20 protein-coding genes and 2 pseudogenes are annotated in these 21,330 nt (G+C 37.8%); 11 read left to right on the top strand and 11 right to left on the bottom strand.

The genetic code is table 11. From position 1 onward, the window contains the following. Positions 1 to 125: 125 nt before the first annotated feature. On the bottom strand, positions 126 to 617 hold the full coding sequence (locus HYG88_RS06775) for an Lrp/AsnC ligand binding domain-containing protein (protein ID WP_004662457.1): 492 nt from the start codon (positions 615 to 617) through the stop codon (positions 126 to 128). A gap of 120 nt (positions 618 to 737) precedes the next feature. On the opposite strand from HYG88_RS06775, the gene putA reads away from it, so the two are divergent. The 3 genes from putA (at position 738) to HYG88_RS06760 (ending at position 6,293) form a co-directional block, all read left to right on the top strand. Continuing rightward, positions 738 to 4,499 (top strand): trifunctional transcriptional regulator/proline dehydrogenase/L-glutamate gamma-semialdehyde dehydrogenase, encoded by a 3,762-nt coding sequence (gene putA, locus HYG88_RS06770; protein WP_178882807.1) that lies wholly within the window; start codon positions 738 to 740, stop codon positions 4,497 to 4,499. Between the two features lie 231 nt (positions 4,500 to 4,730). Continuing rightward, positions 4,731 to 5,816 carry a tRNA (uridine(54)-C5)-methyltransferase TrmA gene (gene trmA, locus HYG88_RS06765; protein WP_178882806.1) on the top strand — a complete coding sequence of 362 codons (1,086 nt, stop codon included), beginning with the start codon at positions 4,731 to 4,733 and terminating at the stop codon, positions 5,814 to 5,816. 249 nt (positions 5,817 to 6,065) lie between these two features. After that, positions 6,066 to 6,293: a hypothetical protein gene (locus tag HYG88_RS06760; RefSeq protein ID WP_004661846.1), complete on the top strand. Its 228-nt coding sequence runs from the start codon at positions 6,066 to 6,068 to the stop codon at positions 6,291 to 6,293. A gap of 46 nt (positions 6,294 to 6,339) precedes the next feature. On the opposite strand, the gene HYG88_RS06755 is transcribed toward HYG88_RS06760, so the two are convergent. Beyond that, a complete protein-coding gene (locus HYG88_RS06755) occupies positions 6,340 to 7,077 on the bottom strand; it encodes a phosphodiester glycosidase family protein (RefSeq protein WP_178882805.1) in 738 nt (245 codons plus the stop codon). A gap of 171 nt (positions 7,078 to 7,248) precedes the next feature. On the opposite strand from HYG88_RS06755, the gene HYG88_RS06750 reads away from it, so the two are divergent. Next, complete coding sequence (locus HYG88_RS06750; protein WP_034602684.1) at positions 7,249 to 7,782, top strand: lecithin retinol acyltransferase family protein; 534 nt, start codon at positions 7,249 to 7,251, stop codon at positions 7,780 to 7,782. A gap of 36 nt (positions 7,783 to 7,818) precedes the next feature. After that, positions 7,819 to 7,959, top strand: a pseudogene (locus tag HYG88_RS15375) (GNAT family N-acetyltransferase); the annotation flags it as partial. Between the two features lie 95 nt (positions 7,960 to 8,054). Here HYG88_RS15375 and HYG88_RS06745 read toward each other — a convergent pair. Then, positions 8,055 to 8,633 (bottom strand): YceI family protein, encoded by a 579-nt coding sequence (locus HYG88_RS06745; RefSeq protein WP_005159723.1) that lies wholly within the window; start codon positions 8,631 to 8,633, stop codon positions 8,055 to 8,057. 227 nt (positions 8,634 to 8,860) lie between these two features. Here HYG88_RS06745 and HYG88_RS06740 point away from each other — a divergent pair, with 227 nt between their 5' ends. Continuing rightward, positions 8,861 to 9,271, top strand: coding sequence for an OsmC family protein (locus HYG88_RS06740; RefSeq protein WP_005159721.1), 411 nt, complete (start codon positions 8,861 to 8,863; stop codon positions 9,269 to 9,271). 13 nt (positions 9,272 to 9,284) lie between these two features. Here the strand turns inward: HYG88_RS06740 and HYG88_RS06735 are convergent, their stop codons facing one another. Next, complete coding sequence (locus HYG88_RS06735; protein ID WP_005159710.1) at positions 9,285 to 9,782, bottom strand: hypothetical protein; 498 nt, start codon at positions 9,780 to 9,782, stop codon at positions 9,285 to 9,287. Between the two features lie 70 nt (positions 9,783 to 9,852). Beyond that, positions 9,853 to 11,841: a transketolase gene (gene tkt, locus HYG88_RS06730; RefSeq protein ID WP_005159704.1), complete on the bottom strand. Its 1,989-nt coding sequence runs from the start codon at positions 11,839 to 11,841 to the stop codon at positions 9,853 to 9,855. A 385-nt stretch (positions 11,842 to 12,226) separates the two neighbouring features. Between tkt and metK the strand changes: the two genes are divergently transcribed. Then, entirely contained in the window at positions 12,227 to 13,393 is a 1,167-nt protein-coding gene (metK, locus tag HYG88_RS06725) for a methionine adenosyltransferase (protein WP_005159701.1), read from the top strand. 50 nt (positions 13,394 to 13,443) lie between these two features. On the opposite strand, the gene HYG88_RS06720 is transcribed toward metK, so the two are convergent. Beyond that, a complete protein-coding gene (locus HYG88_RS06720) occupies positions 13,444 to 13,701 on the bottom strand; it encodes a hypothetical protein (protein WP_034602683.1) in 258 nt (85 codons plus the stop codon). Between the two features lie 229 nt (positions 13,702 to 13,930). Between HYG88_RS06720 and HYG88_RS06715 the strand changes: the two genes are divergently transcribed. Further along, complete coding sequence (locus HYG88_RS06715) at positions 13,931 to 14,113, top strand: hypothetical protein (RefSeq protein WP_005159698.1); 183 nt, start codon at positions 13,931 to 13,933, stop codon at positions 14,111 to 14,113. Between the two features lie 43 nt (positions 14,114 to 14,156). On the opposite strand, the gene HYG88_RS06710 is transcribed toward HYG88_RS06715, so the two are convergent. From HYG88_RS06710 to HYG88_RS06700, 3 genes are all read right to left on the bottom strand, one after another. Beyond that, positions 14,157 to 14,711 (bottom strand): FxsA family protein, encoded by a 555-nt coding sequence (locus tag HYG88_RS06710; protein ID WP_005159693.1) that lies wholly within the window; start codon positions 14,709 to 14,711, stop codon positions 14,157 to 14,159. Between the two features lie 200 nt (positions 14,712 to 14,911). After that, positions 14,912 to 15,346, bottom strand: a complete 435-nt coding sequence (locus tag HYG88_RS06705; protein ID WP_005159689.1) for a DUF333 domain-containing protein — start codon at positions 15,344 to 15,346, stop codon at positions 14,912 to 14,914. A gap of 158 nt (positions 15,347 to 15,504) precedes the next feature. Continuing rightward, positions 15,505 to 15,666, bottom strand: coding sequence for a hypothetical protein (locus tag HYG88_RS06700; protein WP_005159687.1), 162 nt, complete (start codon positions 15,664 to 15,666; stop codon positions 15,505 to 15,507). A gap of 254 nt (positions 15,667 to 15,920) precedes the next feature. On the opposite strand from HYG88_RS06700, the pseudogene HYG88_RS06695 reads away from it, so the two are divergent. The 3 genes and pseudogenes from HYG88_RS06695 to HYG88_RS06685 form a co-directional block, all read left to right on the top strand. Then, a pseudogene (locus HYG88_RS06695) lies at positions 15,921 to 16,192 on the top strand (IS5/IS1182 family transposase); the annotation flags it as partial. Between the two features lie 251 nt (positions 16,193 to 16,443). Next, positions 16,444 to 17,808, top strand: a complete 1,365-nt coding sequence (gene yegQ / locus HYG88_RS06690; RefSeq protein ID WP_178882804.1) for a tRNA 5-hydroxyuridine modification protein YegQ — start codon at positions 16,444 to 16,446, stop codon at positions 17,806 to 17,808. Between the two features lie 2 nt (positions 17,809 to 17,810). Next, positions 17,811 to 18,065 (top strand): YfhL family 4Fe-4S dicluster ferredoxin, encoded by a 255-nt coding sequence (locus HYG88_RS06685; protein ID WP_005159685.1) that lies wholly within the window; start codon positions 17,811 to 17,813, stop codon positions 18,063 to 18,065. Positions 18,066 to 18,458: 393 nt separating this feature from the next. Here the strand turns inward: HYG88_RS06685 and glyA are convergent, their stop codons facing one another. Beyond that, on the bottom strand, positions 18,459 to 19,715 hold the full coding sequence (gene glyA / locus HYG88_RS06680; RefSeq protein WP_178882803.1) for a serine hydroxymethyltransferase: 1,257 nt from the start codon (positions 19,713 to 19,715) through the stop codon (positions 18,459 to 18,461). Positions 19,716 to 19,961: 246 nt separating this feature from the next. After that, positions 19,962 to 21,200 carry an alpha/beta fold hydrolase gene (locus HYG88_RS06675; RefSeq protein ID WP_178882802.1) on the bottom strand — a complete coding sequence of 413 codons (1,239 nt, stop codon included), beginning with the start codon at positions 21,198 to 21,200 and terminating at the stop codon, positions 19,962 to 19,964. Positions 21,201 to 21,330 lie beyond the last annotated feature (130 nt).

Below are 21,330 nucleotides of genomic sequence, written 5' to 3'. Positions count from 1 at the left end.
TAGATATTTGTTTAAGATGAGATGTAACTCATTGAAATGTGTCATCATATTCGTCGTCAGAAAACAAGTATTATGCCATTATTTCAATGAGTTGTCTTTTTTTGTCGTGTACAAAGAATCTTTTATTAAAATTTGGTTCTTGATTTAATTTTTATTTTAGAGCTGTCTTTCACAACCTGCATCACAGGATAACTACGTGTTTCCTTCACCCCAGGAAGTTGCCATAAAATTTGCCCTGCGATACGACGAAACTCCTCCATCCCTGCACTACGCAATTTGATCAAAAAGTCGAAGCCACCACTTACCATATGACACTCAACAATCTCTGGATATTGTGTCACTGCATCAATAAAATCCTCGAGCACATTTGGTGTGGTTTTATCTAAAAGCACCTCAACAAACACAAGAAAACTCGCATTTAACTTATTCGGATTGAGTTTTGCCTCATATCCCAAGATAAATTCATCCTTCGTCAACTTTTGGACACGAGCCATCACGGCAGTCGGCGAAAGGTTCACTAATTCAGCCAATTTACTGTTGGAAATTCTTCCATCTGTTTGAAGAATATCCAGAATTTTCAGATCGGTACGATCTAATGTATAAATAGGGCCATTCAACTGAATTTTCCTCTAAAAAATAGGCAAATTATAGTGAGTTACTCGGGTTTTATTCTGTAATCATAAATTATCTAAACCTCTCTACTCAATATGTTCTAGAGATTGTTATTGGAATTTAGTATGAATACATTGGATACTCCTGCACAAATGGACACAGCTCACACAAACGGTTATATCACCGAATTTAAAGAAAAAAGTGAGTTTGAGCAACGCATTAATACAGCTTGGCGACGTGCTGAGCATGAAGCGGTTAAACAACTTGCAGAATCAGCAGATATTTCTCCTGATCTTGATCAAAAAATTTATGAATTAGCATTCAGTCTTGCACATAATTTACGTGAACGTAAAAGCTCGGCTGGAAAAGCGGGTATTGTTCAAGGTTTACTCCAAGAGTTCTCACTTTCTTCACAAGAAGGTGTGGCATTGATGTGTTTGGCAGAAGCATTACTTCGTATTCCAGATACAGCAACACGTGATTTACTCATTCGTGACAAAATTAACCAAGGCAATTGGAAAGAGCATTTGGGTCAAAGTAATCTGATGTTCGTAAATGCCGCTGCTTGGGGTTTAATGCTGACTGGCAAGTTAATGGAAACACCTAAACAAACCAGCTTATCCAGTATTTTAACAGGTCTTCTCGCTCGCAGTGGACGTGGCATCATTCGTAAAGCGGTTGATGTCGCGATGCGTATGATGGGTGAGCAATTCGTTACGGGTGAAACCATCGAAGAAGCACTTGAACATGCAAAACCATTTGAACACAAAGGTTTCCGCTATTCATACGATATGCTCGGTGAAGCTGCGCTAACTGATCATGATGCTGAGCGTTATTATAACGATTACACTCAAGCGATTCATGCCATTGGTAAAGCATCAAACGGGCGTGGTGTTTATGAAGGTCCTGGTATCTCGATTAAACTCTCTGCTTTGCACCCACGTTACCAACGTGCGCAAATTGATCGTGTACATCATGAGCTTTACAACAAAGTTTTCGAACTTGCATGCTTGGCAAAACAATATGACATCGGCTTAAACATCGATGCTGAAGAATCTGAACGTTTAGAAATTTCCCTCGAATTGCTTGAGCGTTTATGTTTCGAACCAAAACTTGCGAATTGGAAAGGCATTGGTTTCGTTATTCAGGCGTATCAAAAACGTTGTTTCTACGTGGTTGATTATATAGTTGATCTTGCAAAACGTAGTAACAAACGCCTGATGATCCGTTTGGTGAAAGGTGCATATTGGGATAGCGAAATCAAGAAAGCGCAAATTGACGGCATGACGGATTACCCTGTGTTTACTCGTAAAGTTCACACTGATTTGTCATATATTGCTTGTGCGAAGAAGCTTCTTGCTGCACCAGATCAAGTCTATCCGCAATTTGCAACGCACAATGCACAATCACTTGCAACGATTTATACACTTGCAGACCCAAGCAAATATTATCCAGGTCAATATGAGTTCCAATGCCTACACGGTATGGGCGAACCTTTGTATGAGCAAGTTGTAGGTTCAAAAGCAGACAATAAACTTGGTGTGCCATGCCGCGTCTATGCGCCAGTGGGTAACCATGAAACTTTATTGGCTTACTTAGTCCGTCGTTTACTGGAAAATGGTGCAAATACCTCATTCGTAAACCGTATTGCAGACAAGACATTAAAAGTTGAAGACTTAATTCAGTCTCCAATTAAAGATATTCAAACTGCTGCGAAAGATGAAGGTCAGATTGGCTTAAAACATCCTGCGATTCCACTTCCGTATGATCTTTACCCATTACGTCCGAACTCAAGTGGTTTTGATTTAAATAACGACACACCACTCGCAGCTCTGGATGCGACTGCACAAAAACTCCGTAGCCATATTTGGAAAAGTGCACCTTTACTTGGTTTTGAATCAACAGTTCACGATCAAAGTAATGCGATTGCAATTACAAACCCTGCACAAAATAGTGAAATTGTCGGTCATGTCAATGAAGCGACTAGCGCGGATGTACAACCGGCATTAGAAGCAGCTGTACAAGCTGAACAAAGCTGGGCTGCAACAGATAAAGTTGAACGTGCAGCTTGCTTAAAACGCGCTGCAGATTTGATGGAAGCTCGCATCCAAGAATTGATGGTATTACTTTGCCGTGAAAGTGGTAAAACTTATGCCAATGCCATTGCAGAAGTTCGTGAAGCCGTTGATTTCTTGCGTTACTATGCGACACAAATCGAAAACTTGCCTGCAAATGCACAAGTAAAGCCATTAGGTACAGTCTTGTGTATTAGCCCATGGAACTTCCCTCTTGCGATTTTCTCTGGTCAAATTGCTGCTGCATTGGTTAGTGGTAACTGTGTGATTGCCAAACCAGCAGAACAAACACCACTCATTGCAGCGCAAGCCGTTCAAATACTTTGGGAAGCTGGTGTGCCACACGCCGTTGTTCAACTTCTGCCGGGTCGTGGTGAAACTGTTGGTGCTCAACTTAGCCAAGATGATCGCATTCAAGGCATTATGTTTACGGGTTCGACAGAAGTTGCAAAAATCTTGCAAAAAACTGTGGCAAAACGTTTATCTCCAAATGGTCAACCGATTCCGCTCATCGCGGAAACAGGTGGTCAAAATGCGATGATCGTCGATTCTTCTGCACTCACTGAACAAGTGGTTCTCGATGTCGTCAGTTCTGCATTTGACAGTGCTGGTCAACGTTGTTCTGCACTTCGTATCTTATGTGTACAAGAAGACAGTGCTGCAACTGTGATTAAAATGTTGAAAGGTGCAATGAAACAGTTGATCGTAGGCAATCCTGCAATCTTAAAAACTGACATTGGCCCTGTTATCGATATTGAAGCGAAACAAACCATCGATACGCACATTCAAAAGATGAACTCTAAGGGCTACCCTGTTCATCAATTGATGTTTAACGATGCTGTAAGTCAACAAGCACTTGCACAAGGGACATTTGTTCCACCAACTGCGATCGAATTACCAAATCTTGATGATTTAGAGCGTGAAGTATTTGGTCCAGTATTGCATATCATCACATATAAGTACGGTGAACTTGAGCAATTGATTGATCGTATCAATGCTAAAGGTTATGGCTTAACCATGGGTTTACACACCCGTATTGATGAAACGATTAACACAGTGATCCAACGTGCTGAAGTGGGTAACTTATATATCAACCGAAACATCGTTGGTGCTGTGGTAGGCGTTCAACCATTTGGTGGTGAGGGCTTATCTGGTACTGGCCCTAAAGCGGGTGGTCCTCTGTATATGTACCGCTTAATGGAACATTGTTCAGAGAAAGTTTTAGCAACACCTTTTGCGGTTAAAGCTGAAATCTCTCAGTTTGATGCTGTATCAAATGTTGCTTACCAAAACTTGTTGACTTGGGCTAAACAAAACATGCTTCACGCAATTCCGACAATCCCAGCATTTGGTGTTGGTAAGTTTTACGAGTTGCAAGGCCCAACAGGCGAAAGCAATCAATATATTATCTTACCTCGTCATCGTGTGCTTTCTATCGCAGATGATGAAGCGAGCCAGTTACAACAGTTATTAGCGATTTTCTCCGTCAGTAGTACTGCTGCTGTGTTGAAAGACAATGCATTCTTAGTAAAACACAAAGCGTCTTTACCAAAAGATGTCTTAGATGCAATCACTGTGATTTCAAGTGTTGAAAAAGATGCGTTTGATGCAGTGCTTCATCATGGTTCTGTTGAACAGTTACAAGATTTGCAAACTAAAATTGCGAACCGTTCTGGAGCAATCGTGGGCATTACTCATCTCAAGAAAGATGAGCAGATTCCTTTAGAACGTCTAGTCATTGAACGCGCTATTAGCGTAAATACTGCTGCTGCCGGTGGTAATGCGAGTTTAATGACTTTATCTGAAGACTAATTTAAGTCTCTTGCGGAACTTCAGTCGTTCCTCATCCCAGCCCGAATCATGTTTACATGGTTCGGGTTTTTATTTTCTAGCTTTGAAGCAAATGGATTTCAGCAAAAACTTCCCTACGATCATTTAAATAAAACTAATTCGTTTAAATCAGGGATAATCATAATTTCCCTGCACCTTTAACTGCTTTTTTGATACCATTCGGCTTTAGATTTCAGCTGTAGCTTTCTTTTTATGACCGTATCTTATCAACAGCAACTTCAAGAGAAAGTTGAACGCATTACCACACAATTCGCTCCGTTCAATCCCCCAACTTTAGAAGTGTTTCAATCACCTGAACAACACTTTCGTATGCGCGCAGAGTTTCGTATCTGGCATACCGAAAATGATTTGTTCTATGCCATGTTTGAACGTGCTGAAGATGGTAAACAAAAAGAAGTTATACGAGTTGATGAGTTTCCTATCGCAGATCAAAGCATCAATGATTTGATGCCACGTTTATTAGAAGAATTAAAAGCAACTCCTATTTTATCGCAACGTATTTTTGAAGCTGATTTCCTCGCCACATTGAGCGGAGAAATGTTGGTGACTTTAATTTATCATCGCCGTTTAGATGCAGATTGGGAAATCGCTGCGAAAGCTTTAGCAGAAAAGCTGAATATTAAAATTATGGGGCGTAGCCGTGGCCAAAAAGTGATTATTGGTGACGACTACGTGGTTGAACAACTCAATGTTCATGGTCGTACTTTCAAATACAAACAAATTGAAAGTAGCTTTACACAACCCAATGCACAAGTGTGCCAACATATGTTGGAGTGGGCTTGTGATGCTGCTGAAAGCTCTGAGAAAGACCTATTAGAATTGTACTGTGGTAATGGTAACTTTACTCTACCACTCTCTTTGAAATTTAAACGTGTCCTTGCAACTGAACTTGCTAAATCTTCAGTCTACGCAGCGCAATGGAACATTGAGCAAAATCAGATTGAGAATATTCAGGTGGCGCGTTTATCTGCCGAAGAGTTTACTCAGGCGTATCAAGGTGAACGTGAATTTAGACGTTTGCAGGAAGCTCAAATCGACATTCAAAGCTACGACTTTGACACGGTATTTGTCGATCCCCCGCGTGCAGGCATTGATGATGAAACACTGAAATTACTACAGGGTTTTGAGCGTATTCTTTATATTTCATGCAACCCAGATACCTTACATGATAATTTAAAAACACTCAGTCAAACACATCGCATTATAAAATTTGCCATGTTCGATCAATTCCCTTTTACCCATCATGTGGAATCTGGTGTATTGCTCGAAAAGATTTAAACAAATTATTGCAAAGTAACCATTAAAAATAGAGAGTTCTCATAACTCTCTATTTTTATTTAAAGTTTTTACTAGAAAAAATGATGTTTTTCAAAGATCAAGTCATTCAACTGTCATAATTTCGTTAGAAACAAAAAGAATCATCGAAAAAACTGAAGTTCAACTGCTGCTTTTATCACTTAAGCTGACTTGTATTTTATTTTAAAGTGACTATATTTCGATATATGTTAGGTTGTATATGAAGGCTCTATGAGTTTTTGGCAAAAATTGTTTAATGCAGATCAGCAATATAATGAACACAAGAATCAAACCTCTTGCGTTGAAAATGATTGTTCTTGCAAATCAAATGAACAACTACTGGATGCTTTAGTCAAAGCGACAGATGAAGATGTGATTAAAGGTATAAAGAAAGTTCTCATTTCCCGAGGCTATAGCCGCAAAGAGCTTCTTGCTCTTATCAAAACGCCAATTCAATAAAAATAAACGCTTCTCATCTTCTAATGCCTAGAAGATGAGAAGTTGATTAATTACAATTCTCTTGAGCAATTTCAGCAACGATTGGACCTAAATTAAAAGTCTTGTCATGACGTTTAGTTTTGGATAAATATAAACTTGAAATTGAACCATCGAGATACAACGCATTATCAATTTTTAAATTTTGCTTAAAAAATTGTGCAAACTGATAAAAGCTGACCCGTTGTTGTGAAATCACAAAGTATAACTGATTATTTCTAACACCGACTCCATTTCTTATTTTTAGAGAATTTGAATCTGCTAAAAATTGGCGATTTACTTGGCCTTTATAAACCAACATTGGTCCAGACTGCGTAGCAAACCGTGGCTTAAATCTCATGGATTTATAATCTGTCGTTGTTTTAATTACAGCATATTTATCATTCCATGCAAGCACGCCATTTGGTTGCATAAAAAAATTACCAAATCCTTGCGCTTCATTAAGTTCAACAATTTCTTTACCCTCCTCAACATATAAACCGACAGGTTGAAAATCAGGGTGATACATACCTGCGTTCATAGCAAAACTTAACTGTTCACATGTTGGAAGCATTTTTTGGATATGAGCAAATTTTTGATAATAACGAGCATTCTTTGGATCTTTTAGGAAAAGTCTGAGTTGCTGTAAATGGTCTACTTTAATTACATCGTATGAAATATTGTCTACTTTAATTATTTGATGCTGCATCGCATAAACATGAGACATACAAATACTGACCAATGAGGCTATAAACCATTTTTTTAGCATAATTTAATATTGTTCAAATCGACTAACCTCATTGTCCCACAATGTATTTCAACATAAAAAGAATAGATACAATCTCCACACATAATCGTATAAATGAGTCTTTAAATGCACTCGATAGATTCATATTTTTTGATTAAAATACATCTGTAAATACAATAATCTTGTATGAGTATGCAGCAAACACAACGACATTTCCCTCTCGGTGCGCACCTAATTGTTAAACACTTTGGCTATAGTCATCATGGTATTTATGCAGGTCGTGGACGAGTTATTCATTATTCAGGTTTTGCCCATATTTTTAAAAAACGTCCGATTGAAACAACCTCACTGCAACGTTTTGCACATGGCAAAACAATCCATATCAAGAATTACCTATCCCCTCGCTACAAGGCCAAAGCTGTAGTAAGACGTATGCGTTCACGTATGCATGAAAACCAGTATCATTTGATTATCAATAACTGCGAACATTTATGTACATGGGCAATTACAGGTGTTGAGTCCAGCACGCAGGTTGAGCGTATGCAACGCCGTCTTGCGACCATTGGTTATATTAGTTCGATCATGAGTTATATGAATAGCATCATGTTAACGATTGCGACGGCTTGTTTTGCAATTGTTTTATACATCAAAATGATGCTACGCAGACAAGCGAAGAAATCTATGCCTGAATATTTATTGCCAGAAGAAAAACAGGCGAAAGATTAAAACGCGTAGGCTTTATAAGATTAATGATTTATCGTTTATGGCAGATTTGGCTTTAAAGCGGATCCAAGACTGGTTTTAGAAAATGTACCTGCTGAATATTTTCAGGTGCTTGCTTTCTACGAAACCATCCCAACAGGTAGCATTGTTTATGCCGAAGCTTTTAACGCAACAGCATAATATTGAATCAATACACCAAATTTACACGCAAAATTAAAAAAAGCTCAGGGATTAGTTCCATGAGCTTTTTTATCAATCTAACGATTTGTTTGATATTACTTTGCAGCAGTTGCTTCAGTCGTAATATTCACAGTGATCTTATCTCCAACATTCGGCACATAGTTTCCGATGCCAAATGCAGAGCGGTTAAAACTTGTTGTTGCATTGAAGCCAATCGCAGGTACTTTCGCCATTGGATGCTCGCCTTGTTTATTCAGCACAGCATCCAATACCACCGGCTTAGTCACACCTTTAACGGTTAAATTACCTGTAATTTTGAAGTGTTTCTTGTCTTTGGTTTCTACTTTAGTACTTTTAAAAGTAATGTTTGGATATTTCGCAGCATTAAACCAAGCTTCTTCTTGGAATTCTTTATCCAAAGCAACAACATTGGTATTTACGCTGCTTAAAGGGATCGTCACTTCTACAGATGAATTTGAAGGTTTTGCATTATCAACTTTAATTGTACCTTGAATATCAGTGAAGTTTGCACTCGGCGTAGAGAAACCAAAGTGATTCCAGCTAAATACTGTTGCTGTATGTGTTGGATCGATTTTATAGTCTACTGGCGCAGCTAATGTTACAGAACTTGCGATAGCAGCAGCTAAACCGAGGCTTAATGTTTTAAATTGCATTTTTCGTATCCTTGTTTGATATAAGCAATAGTTTATAGATCAAGTATTTTTATTCACTATTCTTTATAAAACGATATGTTTCATCCGTGCAACAATAAAAACGTTACAGCACATATCAAACACAATTATCATAAGACCATTAGGTAGTGGACAATTGATCTGAGGAATAACATGATAGATTGATAAATTTAGATTTAAATTCTTAAAGATAAACAACAAGGTAGAATATGACTCATACAGTTCAAGCTCTAAATACCCCAACCCCTTATCGTGTTACGCTTACGGATTCTTCGGGTCATACTTGGTATGCAGATGAACCAACAGATAAAGGTGGTCAAGATACAGCACCAAATCCAATTCAACTGCTACTTTCAGCTTTAGGTGCGTGCACAACCATTACACTGGAAATGTATGCAAACCATAAAGGAATTAAACTTGATCATGTTCAGGTTGATTTGGCTTTAAATCCCAATGGTGAACCTGAATCAGGTCAAAATAATATTGAGCGTAAAATTACGCTAAAAGGTGAATTTACCGAAGATCAGCACAAACGATTACTCAAAGTAGCTGAAAGCTGTCCTGTGCATAAATTATTAACGTCGAATATTTCAATTCAGAGTGAATTAAATATCGGATGAGAGACCTATTACACTAAATTTCAATTACATCCGTGTACCATTCCAATGAGCCACTCATAGAGATATCTATTGCTAGATCGACAATATTTGTGAACTCATTTGGAATAAATGAATATAAATTTTCCCCATCAAAATGAATCCAAAATTCAGGTGGTGGAGTATCACAACCATCGATAAAGCCACCTGTTTCTTTTTCACCCAAACAGTCAAACATTGATGAATGTACATCAAATACTAAGATTTTACCCTTTAACTTTATTAAACTTGATGTGCACTCATATTTGGTCCGAGCTTGAATGGCCTCTTCAAAATAAGTTTGCATATGATAACTATAACCATCTAAGTTTAGGTCACTCTTGTTATTTATTGAACATTCTCGTAATGCACAATATAAAAAATTATATTTTGCGCACTGCCAAAGCATTTCTTTTTTATTTAGATTTTCCAAATACCAATATTTAATATCATTTAATATTCCATCAAAAGAATAAAGTTCAAATTCTTTTCCCATCACAACACCTCAACCTTATGAATACAAAAAAGCGCTCTATTCAGAGCGCTTTTTCTACCACTAAATTCGATTAAGCCGTCAATTCTTTAACCGCAGCAACAACTGCTTCAGTAGTGATACCGAAGAATTGGAACAAGTCTTTGGCTGGTGCAGATTCGCCGTAAGTGGTCATACCAATCACTTTGCCGTCTAAACCAACAAACTTCCACCAGTAATCCACATGAGCCGCTTCAACCGCTACACGAGCACGAATATGTGCAGGTAATACAGCTTCACGGTAAGCAGCATCTTGCTTCATAAACTCTTCAGCACATGGCATAGACACTACACGCACACCCTCAAGCTGTGCATATGCTTCCATCGCCAATGAAACTTCTGAACCTGTAGCAATAATGATAGCTTTCAACTCACCTTTTTCTTCTGCAAGTACATAACCACCTTTTGCAGCATTTTGAATTTGAGCTTCATTACGTGCTTGGAATGGCAAGTTTTGACGAGAGAAAATTAATGCGGTTGGACCATCTTTACGTTGTAGCGCAGATTTCCAAGAAATAGCCGCTTCAACCGTATCACATGGACGCCATGTATTTAAATTAGGCGTACCACGTAAGGATGCAATTTGCTCAATTGGCTGATGTGTTGGACCATCTTCACCTAAACCGATTGAATCATGTGTATATACATGAATCACGCGTTGCTTCATTAATGCAGACATACGTACCGCATTACGCGCATATTCCATAAACATTAAGAATGTTGCAACGTAAGGAACAAAACCACCGTGTAAAGCTACACCGTTTGCAATTGCGGTCATACCGAATTCACGAACGCCGTAATAAACGTAGTTACCCGCAGGATTGTCTTGTACGCCTTGGCAACCTTTCCAAAGTGTTAAGTTAGAACCAGCCAAGTCAGCCGAACCACCTAATAATTCAGGCAGTAATGGACCAAACGCTTGTAACGTATTTTGGCTTGCTTTACGAGTTGCAATTGTTTCAGCTTTTGCATTTGTTTCAGCAATGAATGCATCAGCTTTTGCTGCAAATTCAGCAGGTAAATCACCGTTGATGCGACGTAACAATTCAGCTGCTTCAGTTGGATATTTTGCTTGGTATTGAGCAAACAATTCATTCCAAGCGGCTTCAGAAGTTTGACCCTTAGCTTTTGCGTCCCAAGCTGCATATACATCTTCAGGAATAACAAATGCGTCTTCTTTCCAACCTAATGCTTCACGTGTTAAAGCAATTTCGTCTTTACCCAATGGCGCACCGTGGCAATCTTCTTTGCCTTGTTTATTCGGAGAACCTAAACCAATAATCGTTTTACAGATAATAATTGTTGGCTTATTGCTTTCAGCTTTCGCTTCAACAGTTGCTTGACGAATCGCATCAGCATCATGACCATCTACGCGAAGCACTTGCCAACCATAGGCTTTGAAACGTTGTTCAGTATCATCACTGAACCAGCCTTCTACTTCACCATCAATCGAAATCCCGTTGTCATCGTAGTAAGCAATCAACTTACCTAGACCCAAAGTACCTGCAAGTGAACATACTTCGTGCGAAATACCTTCCATCAAGCAGCCATCACCCAAGAAGCAGTAAGTGAAGTGATCAACAACGTTTAAACCATCTTTGTTAAATTGTGCAGCTAAAGTTTTTTCAGCTAAAGCGAAACCAACTGCGTTAGCAATGCCCTGACCTAATGGACCAGTTGTTGTTTCGATACCAGGTGCGTAGCCATATTCTGGGTGACCTGGTGTTTTAGAATGTAATTGACGGAATTGTTTTAAATCTTCAATAGATAACTCATAACCTGTCAAATGCAATAATGCATATTGCAACATTGAGCCGTGACCATTTGACAATACAAAACGGTCGCGGTTCGCCCACTGTGGGTTACTTGGGTTATGATTTAAAAATTCGCGCCAAACTACGTCAGCGATATCTGCCATCCCCATTGGAGCACCAGGATGCCCTGAGTTTGCTTGTTGCACAGCATCCATAGCCAAGACACGAATTGCATTTGCAATACGACGTTCATTTAAAGGGGTTGTCATAAGTCAGAATCCGATTAAATCAAATAAGATGAGAGAAGATGAGAAATCATCTTTCAAAAACTGCGACTATTGTCTTAAAAAAACAAGATGGGGTAAAGTGCAATACACGATATTTCTTATATTTTGATCATTCAAATACAATTCTTTATGTAAATGTTCACCGTGTAAACAACATGTAAAATACAATCATTCAAATATGAAAATTTACAATTCAGAAAAACTTTATTAATTAAAGCATTAATATTAGTTTTACTTATACACATATCAATAAAAACATGATGAAAATGAAATAATTTCATGCTTTTTAGTCAGCTTGTGCTAGTCCTATACGCCAAGTCGATGTAACATACTCTGTCTTTTTGAAAATAACCATGATAGGACGTTCATGCGCGAGTATGCTGTTTTTACTTCAGAATCTGTAAGCGAAGGTCATCCAGACAAAATGGCTGACCAAATTAGTGATGCTATTTTAGATGCAATCCTAAAAGAAGACCCGTATGCGCGTGTCGCTTGTGAAACATTAGTAAAAACAGGCGCTGTTGTTCTTGCTGGTGAAATTACGACTACAGCAAACGTGGACTTTGAAGCGATTGTACGTCAAACAGTTAACGGAATCGGTTACCATCATTCTGATTTAGGTTTTGATGGCTCTACATGCGCTGTCATCAATATGATTGGTAAGCAGTCTCCTGAGATTGCACAAGGTGTTGACCGCCAGAAACCTGAAGATCAAGGTGCTGGTGACCAAGGCTTAATGTTCGGTTATGCAAGTCGTGAAACTGACGTACTCATGCCTGCCCCAATTTCTTATGCGCATCGTTTAATGGAGCGTCAAGCAGAATTACGCCGTTCAGGTGCTTTACCTTGGTTGCGCCCTGATGCAAAAAGCCAAGTAACATTTGCTTATGAAAATGGTCTGCCAGTTCGTCTAGATGCTGTGGTACTTTCAACTCAGCACGATCCTGAAATTAGTCAAGCTAACTTAAAAGAAGCTGTGATTGAAGAAATCGTAAAACCGATTATTCCTGCTGAAATGTTCCATGCGGGTACAAAATTCCATATCAATCCAACAGGTATGTTTGTGATTGGTGGTCCTGTAGGTGACTGTGGTCTAACTGGTCGTAAGATTATTGTAGATACTTATGGCGGTATGGCACGTCATGGTGGCGGTGCTTTCTCTGGTAAAGATCCATCAAAAGTTGACCGTTCTGCGGCCTATGCAGGTCGTTATGTTGCAAAAAATATTGTTGCAGCCGGTTTAGCGGATAAATGTGAAATCCAAGTCAGTTATGCAATTGGTGTTGCTGAACCGACTTCGATTTCAATCAATACTTTCAATACAGGTAAAGTATCAGATGAATTAATTATTCAATTGGTTCGTGAACACTTTGATTTACGTCCATACGGCATCACTCGTATGTTGAACCTAATTCAGCCAATGTATAAGCAGACAGCTGCTTATGGTCACTTTGGTCGTGAAGGTTCAGATTCTGCATTTACTTGGGAAAAGACAGATAAAGTCGAAGTTCTTAAAGATGCTGCTGGACTATAAGTTTATCGCTCATAAAAAAGTTCGCAAATTGCGAACTTTTTTATTTGTTATCATTTATTAGATTCAGCAGTATCTTGTTTAAACATTTCAAATAAAGAACTTGTCTGAGTTGGTTGATCTTCCTCATGATGTAATGAATATACATGTACCATCTTAATTACAAGTACAACTACAAAACACGCAGCCACACAGAACATCCATAAACCATAAGGACTTCTAATATGCTGAGAACCACAATAAGGGCATTCCTTATCTGTTGAAGCGACCACCTTGTCACAACATGCGCAATGATATTGATATAACATCATTCCTCCATCCACTTACTATTTACAACAATTTCTTTCGTCTCACTTTTATCCTATGAGAAAAAAAATCAGAATTCAATCTAGTTTAAAAGGCAATTCATTCAAATTAACAATTCTCTTCGATACATTGTAAAGAAGATATACAAAGCTAGATTCAACTAACGCTCAGTATTATTTTGATCTTTCATATAATTTGTTAAAATATATCTTTCAAATCATAGATGACATTACTATGACTCAATTGATCAATAAAGGTGGATTTCGTGAACGAGCTAATCGAAGTCGTTCATATAAACAATCTGAAAATGAAATAACAAATCTCCTTCCTACCCAGTATCAACCTCAGAGCAAAGAACAACAAACACCAGACAAAACAGAATCTAAACAAGAGCAAAGTGTAAAAAATAAAGCATAAAAAAGCACATCAACTAGGATGTGCTTTTTAAGCATATCAACGACTAATTAACATCTTTGAATTCAATTTTCTTTTGATCAGGTTGAACTTCTCTCGCTTCGCCATCAATAATGGTTGAGTCACGATATTGACCACCACCTTGTTGTTGATTCTGCATGTCCTGCATTTGACGCATGAGATCAGCAAATGGATTCTGACCAGCAGCATTACCACCCATCATTTGATCCATCATCGCCTGTTGACGCTTTGCCATTGCTTTCATCAACATATTTCTAAACGCTGCTTGAACTGCAGGAATTAAAACCAATACAGCCAATACATCAGAAATTAAACCAGGAATCATTAACAAGAAACCCGACATTGCAATTGCTAATTTTTTAGTAACAGCAGGATCAGCTCCAAGTTGACCTGTCATCTGCATTTGTTGCAATTGCGGCATAATATTAGATGTACTAGAACGAACGAGATTCAAACCCACGAAAAAAGTTATAACAAACCAAAAGAATACGTACCACATACTCCCAACAAGGTCGCCCACGCCGATCCATACTAATATCTCAGCAATTGCGCCAAACACTACGATAAGAAGTAGATTCATGTCAAAGTTTCGTCTATCTCAAAAATTAGAAAATAAATACAGTGATTATACTTTTGGTTAAAGCCAAAACGAAAAATATTACTGCGATATTATAATTGATGGGTACAAAAGTAGATTTATCAAGGTCTATCTTTCATTTAGATGAGAAAAGCTTTCAAATTGGTAGATACCAACTTGAAAGCAAGAACTTATTTCACCAATTAACCACAATTTGCGCTAAGAATTTTTTTAGATTGCGGATCAATCATTACCGTCACTCGATTTTCACGGTAATCCATTGTTACGGGCTGATTTGGTCCTACACTGCGCACAATTTCGGACTTGGTTTTTTGCTTAATTTGCTGTTCGGTTAAACCAGACTGCCCTACAAGTTTTTGTGCTTCATCAGCAACACATTTACTTTGATTTGCACGGAAAAATACCCATTCCTCAATCACTTGCCCATTAGGCAATTTACAATATCCAGCCTGACCATTTGCCTCATTGCGAATCTCAAGCTGACCTCCTTGTTCAACGCAGTATTGGCTTGCAGGATTTGCCATACCAATTTTAGGTGGAGTAACATCCTTGCTGGGTGTTAAAGAACACGCTGTTAATGTAGTAAGTGCTAAAGCTAAAAATAGAATTTTCTTCATAATTTGAAATCTTGCAAAAATTTAAAGATAACAAATAAATCAAAATATTATGTCTATTACTTGAAACAAAAACCCCAATTTCAGATCAACAATACATAATAGATAAGTCTATAAACAATCGGTTTTTTTGTCATTTATAAGCTCCTCTAAATTCAAAATTATTGAATAATGATATATTCAACACGAATAGCCTCATCAATCAAATACTGATCCTTAATCACATAGAAATAAGGTTTGTGTTCAAGCCACTCATCGATTGCTAAAATGGCATTTGTATACCCAGTCAGAGCTGAGAAATCTTTTATTTCAATGGCATCCATAGGCTTACCCTTTTTTCTTAAGCCTAGCATAGAGTGAATATTTAGATATAGTTTAAAATTCAATCTTAATCGTCATTTTTATTGATGTTATAAGGCTTTGTTGCACAAAGCTATTCTTGAAGGCTTCTTCAGCAATATAATTTCTAGTTGAAGAAGCCTGTGACTAAAACCTACCGTACAACTAATGTTTGAATTGGACAGCACCAGATTACTCCACCCTTTGTAGACGACAAAAGCATATTGATATTCCGAGCCGACAAATCTTTTTAGATCGAGATGCACATGCAGTCATTACTACTAGGAAGCATGCAAAGCTTTGGAAAGATAAGAAATTGAGATATTTAGAGAGAGGAATGAATTATTAAAAACAGTCAAACGGGTAGGTAAGTCACTTTGGAAAAAATGGTCTGGTTATCATCATCGAAGTTTAGTGGAAACCAAAATGGATTGCATCAAATTATTAGGTGATAAATTCACAGCAAGGAGTTTTCCTAGTCAGATGAATTAGATTCATACACATGTATAAATTTTTAATAAATTCAAACAATTATACCACCTTCATATCCAAGTTATCACTTGAATTTAGCTCAATTAGGGTAGCATTGTCTTTCAAACCTTTGTGCAACAAAGCCAATATAAATTATAACGTTGCAGTAATTCTAGAGTTATTTTTTTATATGAGAGAAAAACAGCTATAATTCCGAGCAAAATGCTTGGTTGAATCTTAGTAATTATATTTTTAAAATAATTCCTTATTTTTTATATGCCTTTTGCATCATGATTACTGAATTACTCTCTCCTGCTGGTTCACTTAAAAATATGCGTTATGCTTTTGCTTATGGAGCAGATGCAGTTTATGCAGGACAACCACGTTACAGTCTCCGTGTTCGTAATAATGAATTTGATCATGAAAATTTAAAAATAGGAATTGATGAAGCACATGCATTAGGCAAAAAATTCTATGTTGTTGCTAATATTCAGCCACATAACAGCAAACTTAAAAATTTTATTCGTGACATCGAGCCAATTATTGCGATGCAACCTGATGCATTAATTATGTCGGATCCAGGCTTAATTATGATGGTTCGCGAACATTTCCCTGACATGCCTATCCACCTTTCGGTACAAGCCAATGCGATTAATTGGGCAACTGTAAAATTCTGGAAAGACTATGGTTTAAGCCGAGTCATTCTTTCTCGTGAACTCGCATTAGAAGAAATTGAAGAAATACAGAAAAATGTACCAGAAATTGAACTTGAGGTTTTTGTACATGGCGCGCTATGCATGGCCTATTCAGGACGATGTTTACTCTCAGATTATATGAATAAACGAGATGCAAATCAAGGCGCATGTACCAATGCTTGTCGTTGGGAATATAAAATTCACGAAGCACAAGAAGATGCCAATGGTGACGTGATTCCTGTTCAGCAGATAGAACCATCCAAACAATGCTGTTCCAATAAAGTTCAAGATGATCTAGTTCAAAGTGTTTTAGTACAACGTAATGATGAAGAAATGTTTGCGGCTGAAGAAGATGAACATGGTACTTATTTCATGAACTCGAAAGACTTACGTGCCATTCAACATGTTGATCGTTTGACTCATATGGGAATTGCTTCACTTAAAATTGAAGGACGAACAAAATCCTATTTTTACTGTGCTCGAACAGCTCAAATTTATCGTAAAGCAATTGATGATGCGCTATCAGGTCAACCATTTGACTCAAGTTTAATGGATCAACTTGAAGGTTTGGCAAATCGTGGTTATACAGAAGGATTTTTACGTCGCCATGTGCATAGCGATTACCAAAATTATGAGGATGGTTCATCACATTTCGACTATCAACAATTTTGTGGTGAGGTAATTGAACGCAACGGAGATTATGTTCGAGTCGAAGTTAAAAATCGGTTTTTAGTTGACGACACTCTTGAACTCATGACTCCCAAAGGTAATCTTGTCTTCACTTTAACTGAAATGCGTGATTTAAAAGGTCATCCAATCGACAATGCAAAAGGTTCTGGACATATTGTGGAAATCCCACTTTCAGCAGATATCGATATTACTTATGCCTTATTAATCCGTCATCTTCCACACGCCAAAACGCAGTTAAAAACTGATGCACTTGCATATTCGGCAGATTAAATATGGCGCTATTCATTACCACAGCATGTATCAACTGTGATATGTGCTTGCCAGAATGCCCGAATCAAGCGATTTATGAAGGTGCAAAAATCTACGAAATTTACCCACAACGTTGCACTGAATGTGTCGGCTTCTACGAATCACCCACATGTATTGCAGTTTGCCCTATTGATTGTATTAAACCCGATCCTTTACACATAGAGAGCAATGATCAACTGCAAATTAAATTTAATAGTTTAAATTTATTAGGTAATTAGAGGCTTACACAATATAAATGAATCACTCAATCGCATATCAATCATCGATTATCATCTCTAAAAAGAAAGTAATATTTACGGACTTAGGCAAAGCACTGGCACCAAACTTGCTTTTTAGTATTACGTTTTTAACAATTAGAGAAATTTGCTCGGCTTGTTGATTATCATAAGGCTATTGAAACTGTCGCACCTCATGTTTGAATTCGCCCTCAAGATACACAAATCATCTTTACTCGTACTGGAACACATGCTGAATTATTCAAGTAACATCAATACAAAAAGATTCAACCGAAAAATTGAATTCTTTTAGCTAGCTTCAATAAATCATCACCATAAAAAAACACCCCAAACCAAAGTTTGAGGTGTGTTTAAAATTTTATTTAGCGAAACAAATTACGCAGCATAAACTGGGAATTTAGCGCACACTGCTTCAACTTTCGCTTTCACATCAGCAATCACTTGTTCATTACCTTTACTGTCGATAATGTCGGCGATCCAACCTGCAAGGTCACGAACTTCATCTTCACCAAAACCACGAGTGGTTACAGCTGGCGTACCAATACGAATACCAGAAGTCACGAATGGAGAACGTGGGTCATTTGGAACAGCGTTTTTATTTACTGTGATATGAGCAGCGCCTAACCATGCATCAGCATCTTTACCCGTTACATCTTCTTGTTTAATTAAAGATAATAAGAATAAATGGTTATCCGTACCACCAGATACAACATCATAACCACGAGCGATGAATACTTCAGCCATTGCTTGAGCATTCTTAACAACTTGCTGTTGGTAAGTTTTATATTCAGGTGCCATAGCTTCTTTAAAACAGATTGCTTTAGCAGCAATTGCGTGCATTAAAGGACCACCTTGGTTGCCTGGGAATACAGCTGATTGAAGTTTCTTCTCGATTTCTTCGTTTGCTTTTGCAAGAATTAAACCAGAACGTGGACCACGAAGTGTTTTATGTGTAGTCGTTGTCGTTACATCAGCAATTTGAATTGGGTTTGGATAAACACCAGCAGCAACTAAACCAGCAACATGCGCCATATCAACAAAAAGGTAAGCACCAACTTTATCCGCGATATCACGGAAACGTTGCCAATCTACAACACGGCTATAAGCAGAGAAACCAGCTACGATCATACGTGGCTTATGTTCTAAAGCTAAACGCTCAACTTCTTCATAATCGATTTCACCTGTTTCAGGGTTTAAACCGTACTGGATCGCATTATAAGTTTTACCAGAGAAGCTAACTTTAGCACCGTGAGTCAAGTGACCACCGTGAGCCAAGCTCATACCTAATACTGTATCACCAGGATTAAGAAGCGCTAAGTAAACTGCTGAGTTTGCTTGTGAGCCTGCATGTGGTTGTACGTTTGCATAATCTGCTCCAAACAACTCTTTCGCACGGTCAATTGCAAGTTGCTCAATAACGTCAACATATTCACAACCACCATAATAGCGTTTGCCCGGATAGCCTTCTGCATATTTGTTAGTAAGTTTCGAGCCTTGAGCTTCCATTACAGCTTTAGAGCAATAGTTTTCAGAAGCAATTAACTCGATGTGAGCTTCTTGGCGGTCGCCTTCCGAAGCAATCGCTTGAGCTAATTCTGGATCAAATTCAGCAATAGAGATATTGGCAAACATTAGCGGAGGGTCCTATAAATTAGGGCTTTTAAGCCGTGCTAAAGATTGGTGCGAATTATAGCATGAAGTTTACTGTTACAGAGCTTGATATTTATTTAATTATTCGTGAATTTTAATCACATTTCACTAATAATTTTATTTAGCTGGAATTGATCTACTCTTTTTTGAGTCATTCAAAAATTACGATTAAAAGTATAAAGCCCAATCCTCAACACACAGAATTGGGCTTTTATAAAACTTAAATTCTTAATTACTAGCAGGCATTACTGATTTGACATCATTCACAATATTTTCAATATTAAGCACATATGCCGTTCCATGATCCCATTCAGAATTTGTTACATATCGAATAGTAGATCCCTTATTAGCTGCATCAAATACTAAAGCATCCGTTGCTTCTTTTGGTACAGTTGTATCTTTTGCTCCCTGATAAATAACAACAGGTTGATTGAGCTTGACTTGTGCAGGTTGAGAATCTTTTTCTAAAAACTCTTTCACCAAAGGTAAAGCCATAAAGTTTGTTTGGGTACGTGGGTAATTTTTCAAATCAACATTTGTTTTTAAATAATTTTGCATTCCGTTAACAAACTCATTGCCTAACGCATCTGAGCAGTTTGACTCAGCTTTACTCGCAATTAAGTCAGTTGGTGATTTAAATACATTTGAATAACTGAATGTTAAATTATTATTTCTTAGACCTGCAGTAATCAATGCAGTAAAAGTATCAAGTTGTGCATAAACTGGAATTTGAAAGTTTACAGGCGCATCTTTTACAGATAGCTCTCCATTTGTTAAAATTGCACCAAGATTAGATGCGGGTGCTACAGCAATCGTTCCTTTATAGTCTAATTTTGCGCGACTCGCATATTGAGCTGCTCCTAATGCGGCTTGTCCACCTTGTGAATGCCCGACCGTCATCCATTGACGTGATGTCATTTTTCCTTGACTAGATAAATATGATCTAGCTGCTACTACAGCATCTGTAATAGAATATGCCTCACTTTTTACATTTAAAAATGGATGAAGTTCATGCCCACTCGGTTCACCAAGCCCTTCATAATCAGGTGCAACGACAATGTAACCTGCTGCCAAAAATTTACTAATCATTGCATAAACATATTCATTAGTCACATTAAGACTCGGCGCGCATATATCAGCCACACCAGTTGTTCCATGCGCCCAAGCGACAATTTTCCAACCATCCGCTGGCATCGTCCCTTTCGGAACAAAAACTAAACTTGTTGCCTTCGTTTCTTGACCATTTTGACCTAACATTTTATAAGTCATAACAGAGCTTTCTGACGCTACAAGACTAAAATCACTTTTTGTATATGCTGTTGGCATGCCAACAACAGGGTCTTTGATATTATTTTCAGGAATCTCAGGTTTAGGTACAAAAACTGCCGATTCATTATCGTCGCCACCACAAGCTGTCAAAAACAAAGTCGTGCTCAGCATTGCAACCGTTAATAGTTTAATTTTCATTTAGTTTTTCCTTAACTATCTTCTTTTTTGATTTTGTCCTTAGATGTTATTTTTCTAAGGCAACTACGTCCATAACAATTACGCCTATTACAAAATTGTTTCAAGTGTTTTTTTTATATCCTTTTATATT

This window comes from Acinetobacter sp. SwsAc4, from assembly GCF_013391535.1.
Taxonomy (GTDB): Bacteria; Pseudomonadota; Gammaproteobacteria; order Pseudomonadales; family Moraxellaceae; genus Acinetobacter.
The sequence above is the reverse complement of the archived record's forward strand: the minus strand, read 5'-3'. Positions and strand labels throughout refer to the sequence as shown.